Here is an 11,894-nt window from a genome sequence, read left to right as displayed (position 1 = left end):
AATTTGTGAGCTTCATCGCGGGCGCTGCCCTGGTTGCGGAGGGCGACTCCTTCCAGACCCCCGGCGTCAAGAACTTCTGGTGGCCGCTCATCAACGGTGGCGGTGACGGAACGTGGGCCATCACGCGTCCGGCCATCGTGTTCCTCATCTCGGCCCTGCTCATCGGGTGGTTCTTCGTCTCGGTCACGGGCAAGAAGCTCGCCGTGGTGCCGAGCAAGCGCCAGTTCATGGCCGAGGGTGCCTACAACTTCGTGCGCAACACGATCGGTCGCGACATTATCGGCTCGAAGGACTTCATCCGCTTCGTTCCGCTTCTGCTGACGTGTTTCACGCTCATCCTGTTCAACAACGTCGCGGGCATCATTCCGTTCATCCAGTTCCCGAGCACGGGCCGCATCGCGTTCCCGATCGTGCTCACGGTCATCGTGTACATCACCTACCACGTGGTGGCGGTGAAGTCGAAGGGTGGCTTCGGCAAGTACATGGGCTCGCTCATCCCGCCGGGCCTGCCCGGTTGGCTCAAGCCGATCATGTTCGTGCTCGAGTTCCTCACGTACTTCCTCATCCGCCCGCTGACGCTCGCCCTGCGACTCTTCGGCAACATGATGGCCGGCCACCTCATGCTCCTGGTGTTCATCCTCGGTGGTGAGTACCTCCTGCTCCACGGCGGCAACATCGGCCTCCAGGGCGCGGGTGTGCTCTCCTTCGCCTTCTCCATCGTGATGACGTTCTTCGAGCTCCTCATCGAGTTCCTCCAGGCGTTCATCTTCACCATGCTTGCCGCGCTGTACATCGCGGACGCGGCGTCCGAGCACCACTGATTCGGACAATCCCCTACCCCCTGAACCTCAGCGACATCGGGAAACAAGTCCCGGTGCCTCTTGAAAGGAAAAGCATCATGACCGGCAACATCGCATTCCTCGGCTACGGTCTCGCCGCTATCGGCCCCGGCATCGGTATCGGCCTCATCTTCGCTGCCTACATCCAGGGTGTGGCCCGTCAGCCCGAGGCTCGCAACATGCTGCAGACCATCGCCTTCACCGGCATGGCCCTCACCGAGGCCCTCGCCATCCTCGGTCTGGTCTTCGCGTTCGTCTTCCAGGGCTGATCCAGCTCTTCGAACCTGACCAGACCCGACAACAGATAGGAAGCCAAGGTGTTCCTCGCATCTGAAGAGGTCGGCTACCCGAGCGGCATGCCGCTCCTGCCGCACCCGGTGGAGATCATCATCGGGCTCATCGCCTTCGCGATCCTCTACTGGCTGTTCAAGACGAAGGTCGTTCCCAACATGGAGCGCATGTACGCGGAGCGTACGGCGGCCATCGAGGGCGGCATCGCCAAGGCGGAGGAGGCCCAGAAGGAGGCCGACGCCGCGAAGCAGCAGTACGAGTCGCAGCTCGCCGACGCGCGTGCTGAGGCCGCGAAGATCCGCGAGGACGCCCGTGCCCAGGGCGCGGCCATCATCGCGGAGAGCCGCGAGCAGGCCACGGCCGAGGCAACGCGCATCAACGAGAATGCGACGAAGCAGATCGCGGCCGAGCGTCAGCAGGCCACGGTTCAGCTCCGCAGCGAGGTGAGCGGTCTGTCCACCGAGCTCGCGAGCCGCATCGTCGGTGAGTCCCTGCACGACGAAGCGCGTCAGAAGGGCATCATCGACCGCTTCCTCGCCGAGCTCGAGTCCGGCGACATCCGTCCGGAAGCCTCCGGCAGTTCGCGAGTGGATGCCTGATGCAGGGCTCTTCGCGTACGGCTCTCACCTCGACCCGTCGGGTGCTCAACGGCACGCTGTCGGGCCTGAGTGACCCGAAGGCCACGGCGCGTGACCTGTTCGCGGTCATCGACGTCATGGACACGAATGCCACGCTCCGTCGTGCGTTCGCCGACTCGTCGCGTGACGCCGACGCCAAGCGCGGCCTCGCCCAGCGCCTGTTCGGCGGCAAGGTCGGCAACGAGGCCAGCGAAGTGCTCACCGCTGCGGTGGGCGAGCGTTGGTCCTCGGAGCGTGATCTGTCCGACGCACTCGAGCAGCTGGCTGTCGAAGCCCTCACCGCCTCGGCGGAGAAGGCCGAACGCGCCGACTCGTTCGAGAACGAGATGTTCCGCTTCGAGCGCACGGTTGCCTCCGATGCCGGTCTGCGCGACGCGCTGGCCGACCGCGGTCGTAGCGGCGCGGACAAGCGCGGCCTCGTCTCCCGTCTGCTCGAGGGCAAGGTGAGTGAGGAGACTCTCTTCCTGGCCGGTCGCGCAGCGGGCAACCCCCGCGGACGACGCTTCGACCGGACGATGGAGGAATTCCTCGCCGGTATCGCAAGCCGTCGTGGTCAGTCGCAGGCACTCGTCACGAGCGCCGTCGAACTGACGGGCGAGCAGTCGGAGCGACTGCGCGCCGCGTTGTCCAAGATGTACGGCAAGCCCGTGCAGACGAACGTCGTCATCGACCCCGAGGTCGTCGGCGGCATCAAGGTTCAGGTGGGTGACGACGTCATCGACGGCACGATCTCGCGCCGTCTCGACGAGGCACGCGCCCACCTGTCCGGCTGACACGACGCCATCCCGGGCCGCTACCGCGGCCCAGCTAAAACAGCTCGGCGCCCGAAGCGGGCCCATGACAAGGAGTGATGATGACGGAGCTTTCGATCCGTCCGGAGGAGATCCGGGAAGCGCTGAACGGTTACGTTCAGTCCTACGAGCCCGGCGCGGCCTCCCGCGAAGAGGTCGGCCGCGTTGCCGATGCCGCTGACGGCATCGCGCACGTCGAGGGTCTGCCCTCGGCCATGACCAACGAACTGCTGCAGTTCGAAGACGGCACGCTCGGTATTGCGCTGAACCTCGACGTTCACGAGATCGGTGTCGTCGTCCTCGGCGAGTTCGCCGGCATCGAAGAGGGCCAGCCCGTCAAGCGCACGGGCGAGGTGCTCTCGGTTCCGGTCGGCGACGGCTTCATGGGCCGCGTCGTCAACCCGCTCGGTCAGCCGATCGACGGTCTCGGTGACATCGAGGCCGAGGGCCGCCGCGCCCTCGAGCTCCAGGCGCCCACCGTCGTTCAGCGTAAGTCGGTCCACGAGCCGCTCATGACCGGTATCAAGGCCATCGACTCGATGACGCCGATCGGTCGCGGTCAGCGTCAGCTGATCATCGGTGACCGCAAGACGGGCAAGACGACGATCGCCACCGACACGATCATCAACCAGAAGCAGAACTGGGAGACGGGCGACCCGGACAAGCAGGTTCGCTGCATCTACGTCGCCATCGGTCAGAAGAACTCGACCGTCGCCGAGGTTCGCGCCACGCTCGAAGAGGCCGGCGCCCTGGAGTACACGACGATCGTCAACGCTCCGGCGGGTGACGCGGCGGGCTTCAAGTACCTGGCTCCGTTCACGGGTTCGGCCATCGGCCAGCACTGGATGTACCAGGGCAAGCACGTCCTCATCGTCTTCGACGACCTCAGCAAGCAGGCCGAGGCCTACCGCGCCATGTCGCTGCTGCTGCGCCGCCCGCCGGGCCGTGAGGCCTACCCGGGTGACGTCTTCTACCTGCACTCGCGTCTGCTCGAGCGTTGCGCGAAGCTCTCCGACGACCTGGGCCACGGCTCCATGACGGGTCTTCCGATCATCGAGACGAAGGCCGGTGACGTCTCGGCGTACATCCCGACCAACGTCATCTCGATCACCGACGGTCAGATCTTCCTCCAGTCCGACCTGTTCAACTCGAACCAGCGCCCGGCCGTCGACGTGGGTATCTCCGTGTCGCGAGTCGGTGGTGCCGCCATGACGAAGGCCATGAAGGCCGTCACCGGTTCGATCAAGGTCGACCTCGCTCAGTTCCGCGAGATGCAGGCGTTCGCCATGTTCGCCTCCGACCTCGACGCCGCTTCGCGTCGTCAGCTCGCTCGCGGTGAGCGCCTCATGGAGATGTTCAAGCAGCCGCAGAACAACCCGTTCCCGGTCGAGAACCAGGTCGCGTCGCTGTGGGCCGGTACCACCGGTCAGTTCGACGACGTCAAGACCGAGGACGTGCAGCGCTTCGAGGCCGAGTGGATCGAGTACATGAACCGTGAGAACGGTGACTTCATGCGCGCGATCCGCGAGAGCGGCAAGCTGGCCGACGACGGCAAGGACGTCTTCGCCAAGAACATGGAAGCGTTCAAGAAGCAGTTCCAGGCTTCGTCCGACCGCAGTGGTGAGGGTTCCGAGCAGTTCGACGAGATCGACGAGGACCACATCAACCAGGAGAAGATCACCAAGCGCAAGCAGTGATCCTCCTCGTACCGGCCCCGTCGGGGTCTCCCACGGGGCCGGTACGAAGGTCATCCCCACCACCACGTCAGAACCAGTACAGAGAGGCGGAAAGCTATGGGAGCGCAGCAGCGGGTCTACCGCCAGCGCATCCGGTCCGTCCAGGCGACCAAGAAGATCACGCGCGCGATGGAGCTCATCGCTGCCTCGCGCGTGGTCAAGGCTCGTGAGGCCGTCGCGAAGTCGACGCCCTACGCGGTCGCCCTGACGCGAGCGGTCTCCTCGGTCGCGTCGTCCACGTCGGACATCGACCACGCACTGACCACCGAACGCGAGCACGTCAAGCGCGCGGGTGTCCTCATCGTCACTGCCGACCGCGGCCTCGCCGGCTCGTACTCGGTCAACGCGATGAAGGAAGCCCAGGAGCTCATCGCGCGCCTCGAGAACGACGGCAAGGAGGTCGTTCCCTACATCGTCGGACGTAAGGGCGTGGGCTACTACAAGTTCCGTCGCCGTCCGTACGAGGCCGAGTGGACGGGCTTCACCGACAGCCCCAAGTTCGAGAACGCCGAAGAGATCGGTGATCGCCTCACCGAGGACTTCATCAAGGGTTCGGACGAGGGCGGTGTCGACGAGCTTCACGTCGTGTACACCCAGTTCAAGAGCATGGTGACGCAGCAGTCCCGCGTCATCCGCCTCCTGCCCCTGGGCGTGGAGGAGCGCGAGGCCGAAGCGGACGACGCCGAGGGCCCCATGCCGCTGTACGAGTTCGAGCCGAACCCCGAGGGCGTGCTCGACGCGCTGCTCCCGCGGTACGTCAACGCTCGTATCTTCAACGCGCTGCTGCAGTCGGCTGCTTCCGAGCTCGCCGCACGTCAGCGCGCCATGAAGTCCGCGACGGACAACGCCACGGAACTCGTCAAGACTTACACCCGACTGGCCAACCAGGCCCGTCAGGCCGAGATCACGCAAGAGATCAGCGAAATCGTGGGTGGCGCCAGCGCCCTCGCGGACGCCAGTTGAGCGCCTCAACGCAAAGGAATCACCATGACTGCCACCATTAACGAAAGCCAGTCGGCGGCTCCCGCCGCGGCCGGCGTTGGCCGCGTCTCGCGCGTCATCGGCCCGGTCGTCGACGTCGAGTTCTCCGCCGACACCATGCCGGAGGTCTACAACCTCCTCAAGCTCGACGTCACGCTGAACGGCGAGACGAAGAACATCAACCTCGAGGTCGCCCAGCACATCGGTGACTCGATGGTGCGAGCCATCTCGCTGCAGCCGACGGACGGCATCGTCCGTGGCTCCGAGGTGCGCGACACCGGTGCCCCCATCTCGGTGCCCGTCGGCGACGTGACGCTCGGCAAGGTCTTCAACGCCACGGGTGACTGCCTCAACCTCGAAGAGGGCGAGACGCTCGAGGTCAACGAGCGCTGGGGCATCCACCGCACCGCTCCGGCCTTCGACCAGCTCGAGTCGAAGACGCAGATGTTCGAGACCGGCATCAAGGTCATCGACCTTCTCACCCCGTACGTGCAGGGTGGAAAGATCGGTCTGTTCGGTGGTGCCGGTGTCGGTAAGACCGTTTTGATCCAGGAGATGATCGCTCGAGTCGCTCGCGACCACGGCGGTGTGTCCGTGTTCGCCGGTGTCGGTGAGCGTACCCGTGAGGGTAACGACCTCATGGTCGAGATGGAGGAGGCCGGCGTTCTCGGTCAGACCTCGCTGGTCTTCGGCCAGATGGACGAGCCGCCGGGCACGCGTCTTCGCGTCGCTCTGTCGGCCCTGACGATGGCGGAGTACTTCCGTGACGTCCAGAAGCAGGACGTGCTTCTGTTCATCGACAACATCTTCCGCTTCACGCAGGCCGGTTCCGAGGTCTCCACGCTGCTCGGCCGTATGCCGTCCGCCGTGGGCTACCAGCCGACGCTGGCCGACGAGATGGGTGTTCTCCAGGAGCGCATCACCTCGACGCGTGGTCACTCGATCACGTCGATGCAGGCCATCTACGTGCCGGCCGACGACTACACCGACCCGGCTCCGGCAACGACGTTCGCCCACCTCGACGCCACCACCGAGCTCTCGCGTGACATCGCGTCGATGGGTATCTACCCGGCCGTGGACCCGCTGACGTCGACGTCGCGAATCCTCGACCCGCGTTACATCTCGCGTGAGCACTACGACACCGCGGTGCGCATCAAGGGAATCCTGCAGCGCAACAAGGAGCTCCAGGACATCATCGCGATCCTCGGTATCGACGAGCTCTCGGAAGAGGACAAGATCCTCGTCAACCGCGCTCGCCGCATCCAGCGCTTCCTGTCGCAGAACACCTACGTTGCCAAGCAGTTCACGGGCATCGAGGGCTCGACGGTTCCGCTGAGCGACTCGATCGAGGCGTTCACGAAGATCGCCGACGGCGACTACGACCACGTGCCGGAGCAGGCCTTCTTCATGTGCGGTGGCCTCGACGACGTCGAGCGTCAGGCCGCGGAGATCGCCAAGCAGGACTGATCTCGGTGAGCCGGACGCCGCAGGTGTCGGGCAACCCGTGGTGATTCGGACGAGGGGCCGGGGGCGAGAAGCCTCCGGCCCTTCGTCCGTCATGTGACGAACGAACGAAGGACGACGTGATGGATCTCGGGCTCAAGTGGCGGCCGCACGACGGCGACCTGACGCGGGCCGGTGCCGTGGTGGCGCCGGACGAGCGGCTCGCGTGGCCGAAGACGATCGGCATCGGTATGCAGCACGTCGTCGCCATGTTCGGCGCCACGTTCCTCGTGCCGTTGCTGACGGGCTTCCCGCCCTCGGCGACGCTGTTCTTCTCGGGCATCGGAACGATGCTCTTCCTGCTGCTCACGGCCGGTCGTGTACCGAGCTACCTCGGGTCGTCGTTCGCCTTCATCGCGCCGCTCACCGCAGCCACGAAGTCGCATGACATGGCCACCGCGCTCGGCGGCGTCGTCATGGCCGGTCTGGCGTTGTTCCTCGTCGGTCTGCTCGTGCAGGTCGTGGGTGACGGCTGGTTGCGAGCCCTCATGCCGCCTGTGGTCACAGGAGCCATCGTCGCGCTGATCGGCCTCAACCTCGCCCCGGCCGCGAAGCAGAACTTCATCAAGTCGCCGGTGACGGCTCTCGTGACGCTTCTCGTCGTCCTCGCCGTCACGGTGCTGGCTAAGGGCCTGCTCGGGCGTCTCAGCATTCTGCTGGGTGTCGTGGCGGGTTACGTCGTCGCGTGTTTCCGCGGGGAAGTCGACTTCAAGGCGCTCGGCGCTGCCGATTGGCTTGGCCTGCCGGACTTCCACTCGCCGTCCTTCGACCTGAGCGTCATGGGATTGTTCGTGCCGGTCGTGCTCGTGCTCGTCGCGGAGAACATCGGGCACGTGAAGTCGGTCGCGCAGATGACGGACCGCAACCTCGACGACGTGTCGGGCCGCGCGCTCATGGGTGACGGTCTCGCCACGACGCTGGCCGGTTTCGGTGGTGGCTCCGGTACGACGACCTATGCCGAGAACATCGGCGTCATGGCCGCGACGAAGGTCTACTCGACCGCGGCCTACTGGGTCGCCGCCGTCACGGCCGTGCTCCTGTCGTTCTGTCCCAAGGTCGGCGCGGCCATCGCAACGATTCCGCCGGGTGTCCTCGGGGGAGTGGCCACCGTTCTCTACGGCATGATCGGCATGCTCGGCGTGCGGATCTGGATGGAGAACAAGGTCGACTTCGCCAACCCGGTCAACCTCATGACGGCCGCAGTGGCCCTCATCATCGGTATAGCCGATTACACCTGGAAGGTCGGCGACTTCACGTTCGCCGGCATCGCGCTCGGCACGTTCGCCGCCGTCGCCCTCTTCCACACCATGCGTCTCGCGGCGCGCACGAGCGGCGCCGTGCCCGACCCACTCGCCGAGGCCGACGACGTCGAACGTCGCGAGCCGAAGGCCTGAGACGAAGCCCACGTTTCCCCGGTTATCATGGGGGAACTCACCGACTCGAAGAGGAATCGCCCTGATGAGCAACCTGAACGTCAAGTTCGTCGCCGCCGACCGTGAGGTCTGGGAAGGCGAAGCGAGCCGTCTGATCGCCCGCACCACCGAAGGTGAGATCGGCATCCTGCCCGGTCACCAGCCCCTGCTTTCCGTGCTCATCGAGGGCGACGTCGTCGTCGTCCCGACCTCGGGCGAGCGTCGCACGGTCCAGATCGACGGTGGCTTCCTCTCCGTCGACAAGAACGTCGTCACGGTCGTCGCGCAGCACGTCGAGATGGCCGACGCCTCCTGAGGCAACGACGCACGATGTCTGATGCGCTGACGGCCGGCGAGATCGTTCTCGCGCTGGCCGTCATTGCGCTGCTCGTGGGGCTCGGCGCGATGGTGTATCGTACCCGCAGCCTCTCGCGCGAGGGAAACCTCGCTGTCATGGCCACCCGTTACCCGAACGGCTCGTGGCGCACCGGCATGGTGCGCTACCGGCCGGATCGGCTCGAGTGGTTCACCTTCCGCACTCTGCGGTTCACGCCTGAGCGCATCTGGAAGCGTGGCGAGTTCGTTCTCGGCTCGCGCAACACGTTGGAGTCGAGCGAGTTGCCGCGTGCCATGACGGGCGACGCGGTCTCCGTCGAGATTGAGTGCGGTGCGGAGCACTTCTCCATCGCCATGGCGCCGGCCGACTACACGGCCTTGCGATCCTGGAGTGAGTCGGCTCCGCCCGGCCTGTGCTCGCAGGGCTACTGAGTCAGGCGCGCACGGGAGGGCCCCCGACACATCGGTGTCGGGGGCCCTCCTGCGCGCGCGGGTGTGCGTTGCGGGCGTCAGGTTGTGGAAGCGCCCTCTTCGCGGCCACCGCCGGGCTGCCACAGCACATCCCCAGGGCCCTGGGCGTTGGCGTAGCGCGCGAAGACGAAGAGCGCATCCGACAGCCGATTGAGGTACTTCGCCGTGAGGACGTTGACGCCACCGGGGCGTTCGGCGCTCTTGCCGTCACCGGGCGCCGGCTCGTCCCCGTGTGCGTCGAGGGCAGCCCAGGCTGCCCGCTCCGCACGCCGGACGACGGTGCGCGCGAGGTGGAGGTAGGCGGCTGCCTGCGTCCCACCTGCGAGGACGAAGGAGCGCAGCGTCGGTAGCTCGGCGCCGAACTCGTCGCACTGTTGCTCCAACTCGTCGATCCACTCCTCGCGCACGCGAAGCGGTGGGTGCGCCGGTGACTCGACCAGAGGCGTCGAGAGATCGGCTCCGACGTCGAAGAGGTCGTTCTGGATACGCAGGAGGACGGGGCGCAGGGCGTCGGGAAGGTCCGGGGCGCAGGTGAGCGCGAGGCCGATGGTGGCGCCTGCCTCATCGGTGTCGGCGTAGGCCGCGAGCCTCGGATCGTTCTTCGAGGTGCGCGAGAAATCGCCGAGGCCGGTGGAACCGTCGTCGCCGGTGCGGGTGTAGATGGTGCTGAGTACGACCATGGCTTCACCCTGCCAGACGAAGGGCCGCCGTGTCGGCGCAGGCGTGTGGCCGTCCCCGCCGTCAGCTGGGCGTGAGAGCGGCGCGTTACAGCCCTTTGGCAGTCGTTATGTGTTCGTTACCGAAATGGGCGAACCTCACGTGGGGGTCGCGCGTCAGAGTAGAGGTAAGCGACGCAAAGCGGCGCCCGCCGCCGCCCCGAGCACGTCCTGAACGCACGAAGGGGAACGACATGTCCCAGCCGGTTGCAGACAAGACCGATGCACGTACGCGCGAGCGCACCGCCGAGGTGCGCCACATCGTCGACGGGGCCGAACTCGGTGTTGTGGGGTCGATCTGTGCCAGCACGAGCAGTGAGGTGCGCAGCGAGCTCACCCAGGCGATCGGCGCGGGCGAGGGCGACCTCGTCGTTCACCTCTCGGAGGCCGAGGTGTGGGACGCCACGGGCCTCGGCGTCATCGTCGGAGCTCACCGCCGCGCTGCTGCCGAAGGACGGCGACTGGTCGTGGCCGATGCCTCGCCGCGCCTGCGCCGCCTGATGTGTGCGACGAAGCTCGACCGTCACCTCGAGGTCGAGCGGGAGCTGACGCAGTTCGTCCCGCTCGCCGCCACCGCCTGAGCGAACCGGCTCAGAACAGGCGTGTCTCGGAGTCGTCGATTCCCTTGAGGGCGTCGTAGTCGAGCACGACGCAGCGGATGCCGCGGTCTGCGGCGAGCGTTCGGGCCTGGGGCTTGATCGTCTGGGCAGCGAAGACACCCGACACGGGGGCGAGGTGCGGGTCGCGGTTGAGCAGTTCGAGATAGCGCGTCAGCTGTTCGACGCCTTCGATCGTGCCGTGCCGCTTGAGTTCCACGGCCACCGTGGCCCCGGTGGAGTCCTTGCACATGATGTCGACGGGTCCGATGGCCGTCATGTACTCGCGGCGCATGAGCGTGTAGCCCGAACCGAGGGTCTCGATGTGTTGAGCGAGCAGCTTCTGCAGCTGCGCCTCCACACCGTCCTTGACAAGGCCAGGGTCGACGCCGAGTTCGTGGGCGCTGTCGTGGTGGATGTCGTACAGCTTGATCCGCAGTCGATCGTCGGACTTGGCGTGCTGCACGAGCCACACGGAGCTGACGCCCTCTACCGTCTCGACCTCGTCGGGCTCGATCTCGGCCATGGCGCACGGCGGGGCCATCCAGTTGAGGGGCTTGTACGAGCCTCCGTCGGAGTGCACGAGCACGGAGCCGTCGGCCTTGACCATGAGAAGCCGCTTGGCCAGGGGGAGGTGGGCCTGCAGGCGGCCCTCGTAGTCGACGCTGCAGTCGGCAATCACGATTCGCACGAGGAGTAAGCCTACGCTTCCGCCTCGCTGCGTCCGACCAGGGCGATACAGGCACCGAGGGTGAGGACGAAGCCCGCGACGGCCAGGACCTGCGTGTTCGGCCGCACCCCGTCGCCGAGGAGGGCGAGTCCGACGAGGGATGGTGCCACCGTTTCCAGGGCGAAGGTGATGGCCGCGACGGACGTCGTTTCGCCGGCGTCGAGGGCAAACCCGTAGGCAACGGTCGCGATGACGGCGTGCAGAACGAGCGCCCACAGTGCCCAGGTCGCGAGGGCATCGCCCAGGCTGCCGTTCCACGGCAGGATACGGGCGCCGACGGCGAGACCGCCGTACCCGAGCCCCGCGACCACAGCCAGCACGGAGCTGGCGCGACGACGCGCCGCAAGGACCCCGACGGCGGCAAGCAGGACGGCCACGGCGACGAGGGCCGGCGCCAGCCACGACGGCGGATCGTGCGGCGGCGTGTCCCGGGCGGTGGCGGCCAGGCAGACGAGCCCGAGGGCGACCACCGCCAGAGCGGCGACCTCACGCCGCGTCAGTTTGGCGCCCAGCACGATGACGGCCAGGACCGCCGTCACGGCGACCGACGATGCAATGACCGACTGGACGAGAAAGAGGGGGAGCGCGCGCAGCGCGCCCACGGAGGCGGCGAACGCCACGACGTCGAGTCCCAGGCCCGCGGCGTACAACCACCCGGCTCGCGCCCGCTGCAGGAGGGTGCTGCCGGCCGGGGCCGCCCGGAGTCCACGCACGCCGAGTGCCTGGAGGATCGTGGCGCTTCCGTACGCCAGCGCGGCGAGCAGGGCGCCGAGGAGTCCGAGGAGCATGCGCTGACTGTGTCACCTTCCTCGCAGCATCGGGAGCCTCGGCCCGTGGCGCCGACACATCTGAAA

At 66.7% G+C, this 11,894-nt stretch carries 14 protein-coding genes; 11 read left to right on the top strand and 3 right to left on the bottom strand.

Translation table 11 applies throughout. The features are described 5' to 3' along the window. Positions 1–5: 5 nt before the first annotated feature. The 10 genes from atpB (at position 6) to H7F30_RS13375 (ending at position 8,959) form a co-directional block, all read left to right on the top strand. The gene (gene atpB / locus H7F30_RS13420) at positions 6–821 is read left to right on the top strand and encodes a F0F1 ATP synthase subunit A (protein ID WP_187035685.1); all 816 of its coding nucleotides are present in this window, start codon (positions 6–8) and stop codon (positions 819–821) included. A gap of 77 nt (positions 822–898) precedes the next feature. After that, on the top strand, positions 899–1,108 hold the full coding sequence (gene atpE, locus H7F30_RS13415; protein ID WP_187035683.1) for an ATP synthase F0 subunit C: 210 nt from the start codon (positions 899–901) through the stop codon (positions 1,106–1,108). 87 nt (positions 1,109–1,195) lie between these two features. Beyond that, positions 1,196–1,729: a F0F1 ATP synthase subunit B gene (locus H7F30_RS13410; RefSeq protein WP_187038071.1), complete on the top strand. Its 534-nt coding sequence runs from the start codon at positions 1,196–1,198 to the stop codon at positions 1,727–1,729. Next, positions 1,729–2,541 (top strand): F0F1 ATP synthase subunit delta, encoded by an 813-nt coding sequence (locus tag H7F30_RS13405; protein ID WP_187035682.1) that lies wholly within the window; start codon positions 1,729–1,731, stop codon positions 2,539–2,541. Before H7F30_RS13410 ends, H7F30_RS13405 begins: the two co-directional genes overlap by 1 nt. 80 nt (positions 2,542–2,621) lie before the next feature. Further along, positions 2,622–4,256, top strand: a complete 1,635-nt coding sequence (gene atpA / locus H7F30_RS13400; protein ID WP_047311024.1) for a F0F1 ATP synthase subunit alpha — start codon at positions 2,622–2,624, stop codon at positions 4,254–4,256. A gap of 96 nt (positions 4,257–4,352) precedes the next feature. Further along, positions 4,353–5,258, top strand: coding sequence for a F0F1 ATP synthase subunit gamma (locus tag H7F30_RS13395; RefSeq protein ID WP_129662719.1), 906 nt, complete (start codon positions 4,353–4,355; stop codon positions 5,256–5,258). Between the two features lie 24 nt (positions 5,259–5,282). Next, on the top strand, positions 5,283–6,743 hold the full coding sequence (atpD, locus tag H7F30_RS13390; RefSeq protein WP_047310248.1) for a F0F1 ATP synthase subunit beta: 1,461 nt from the start codon (positions 5,283–5,285) through the stop codon (positions 6,741–6,743). Between the two features lie 116 nt (positions 6,744–6,859). Continuing rightward, the gene (locus tag H7F30_RS13385; protein WP_187035680.1) at positions 6,860–8,173 is read left to right on the top strand and encodes a uracil-xanthine permease family protein; all 1,314 of its coding nucleotides are present in this window, start codon (positions 6,860–6,862) and stop codon (positions 8,171–8,173) included. 64 nt (positions 8,174–8,237) lie between these two features. Beyond that, positions 8,238–8,507 carry a F0F1 ATP synthase subunit epsilon gene (locus H7F30_RS13380; protein WP_047310246.1) on the top strand — a complete coding sequence of 90 codons (270 nt, stop codon included), beginning with the start codon at positions 8,238–8,240 and terminating at the stop codon, positions 8,505–8,507. Between the two features lie 14 nt (positions 8,508–8,521). Further along, the gene (locus tag H7F30_RS13375; protein ID WP_187035678.1) at positions 8,522–8,959 is read left to right on the top strand and encodes a DUF2550 family protein; all 438 of its coding nucleotides are present in this window, start codon (positions 8,522–8,524) and stop codon (positions 8,957–8,959) included. A 77-nt stretch (positions 8,960–9,036) separates the two neighbouring features. On the opposite strand, the gene H7F30_RS13370 is transcribed toward H7F30_RS13375, so the two are convergent. Beyond that, on the bottom strand, positions 9,037–9,678 hold the full coding sequence (locus H7F30_RS13370; RefSeq protein WP_047310244.1) for a cob(I)yrinic acid a,c-diamide adenosyltransferase: 642 nt from the start codon (positions 9,676–9,678) through the stop codon (positions 9,037–9,039). A 230-nt stretch (positions 9,679–9,908) separates the two neighbouring features. Between H7F30_RS13370 and H7F30_RS13365 the strand changes: the two genes are divergently transcribed. Beyond that, positions 9,909–10,295, top strand: a complete 387-nt coding sequence (locus H7F30_RS13365) for an STAS domain-containing protein (protein WP_129662728.1) — start codon at positions 9,909–9,911, stop codon at positions 10,293–10,295. A gap of 10 nt (positions 10,296–10,305) precedes the next feature. Here the strand turns inward: H7F30_RS13365 and nucS are convergent, their stop codons facing one another. Beyond that, positions 10,306–11,001 carry an endonuclease NucS gene (gene nucS / locus H7F30_RS13360; protein ID WP_047310243.1) on the bottom strand — a complete coding sequence of 232 codons (696 nt, stop codon included), beginning with the start codon at positions 10,999–11,001 and terminating at the stop codon, positions 10,306–10,308. A gap of 11 nt (positions 11,002–11,012) precedes the next feature. Then, positions 11,013–11,828, bottom strand: coding sequence for a hypothetical protein (locus tag H7F30_RS13355; protein ID WP_187035676.1), 816 nt, complete (start codon positions 11,826–11,828; stop codon positions 11,013–11,015). Positions 11,829–11,894: the final 66 nt, after the last annotated feature.

The sequence above is a fragment of the Dermacoccus sp. PAMC28757 genome, from assembly GCF_014302635.1.
Lineage (GTDB): Bacteria > Actinomycetota > Actinomycetes > Actinomycetales > Dermatophilaceae > Dermacoccus > Dermacoccus abyssi.
Note: the sequence above shows the minus strand (reverse complement) of the source record. Positions and strands in the feature narration are given on the sequence as shown.

Excerpts from the sequence above, each read along its gene's own strand:
- atpE (WP_187035683.1), top strand. The coding sequence starts at position 899 with ATGACCGGCAACATCGCATTCCTCGGCTACGGTCTCGCCGCTATCGGC.
- H7F30_RS13410 (WP_187038071.1), top strand. The coding sequence starts at position 1,196 with ATGCCGCTCCTGCCGCACCCGGTGGAGATCATCATCGGGCTCATCGCC.
- H7F30_RS13405 (WP_187035682.1), top strand. The coding sequence starts at position 1,729 with ATGCAGGGCTCTTCGCGTACGGCTCTCACCTCGACCCGTCGGGTGCTC.
- atpA (WP_047311024.1), top strand. The coding sequence starts at position 2,622 with ATGACGGAGCTTTCGATCCGTCCGGAGGAGATCCGGGAAGCGCTGAAC.
- H7F30_RS13395 (WP_129662719.1), top strand. The coding sequence starts at position 4,353 with ATGGGAGCGCAGCAGCGGGTCTACCGCCAGCGCATCCGGTCCGTCCAG.
- atpD (WP_047310248.1), top strand. The coding sequence starts at position 5,283 with ATGACTGCCACCATTAACGAAAGCCAGTCGGCGGCTCCCGCCGCGGCC.
- H7F30_RS13380 (WP_047310246.1), top strand. The coding sequence starts at position 8,238 with ATGAGCAACCTGAACGTCAAGTTCGTCGCCGCCGACCGTGAGGTCTGG.
- H7F30_RS13375 (WP_187035678.1), top strand. The coding sequence starts at position 8,522 with ATGTCTGATGCGCTGACGGCCGGCGAGATCGTTCTCGCGCTGGCCGTC.
- H7F30_RS13370 (WP_047310244.1), bottom strand. The coding sequence starts at position 9,678 with ATGGTCGTACTCAGCACCATCTACACCCGCACCGGCGACGACGGTTCC.
- H7F30_RS13365 (WP_129662728.1), top strand. The coding sequence starts at position 9,909 with ATGTCCCAGCCGGTTGCAGACAAGACCGATGCACGTACGCGCGAGCGC.
- H7F30_RS13355 (WP_187035676.1), bottom strand. The coding sequence starts at position 11,828 with ATGCTCCTCGGACTCCTCGGCGCCCTGCTCGCCGCGCTGGCGTACGGA.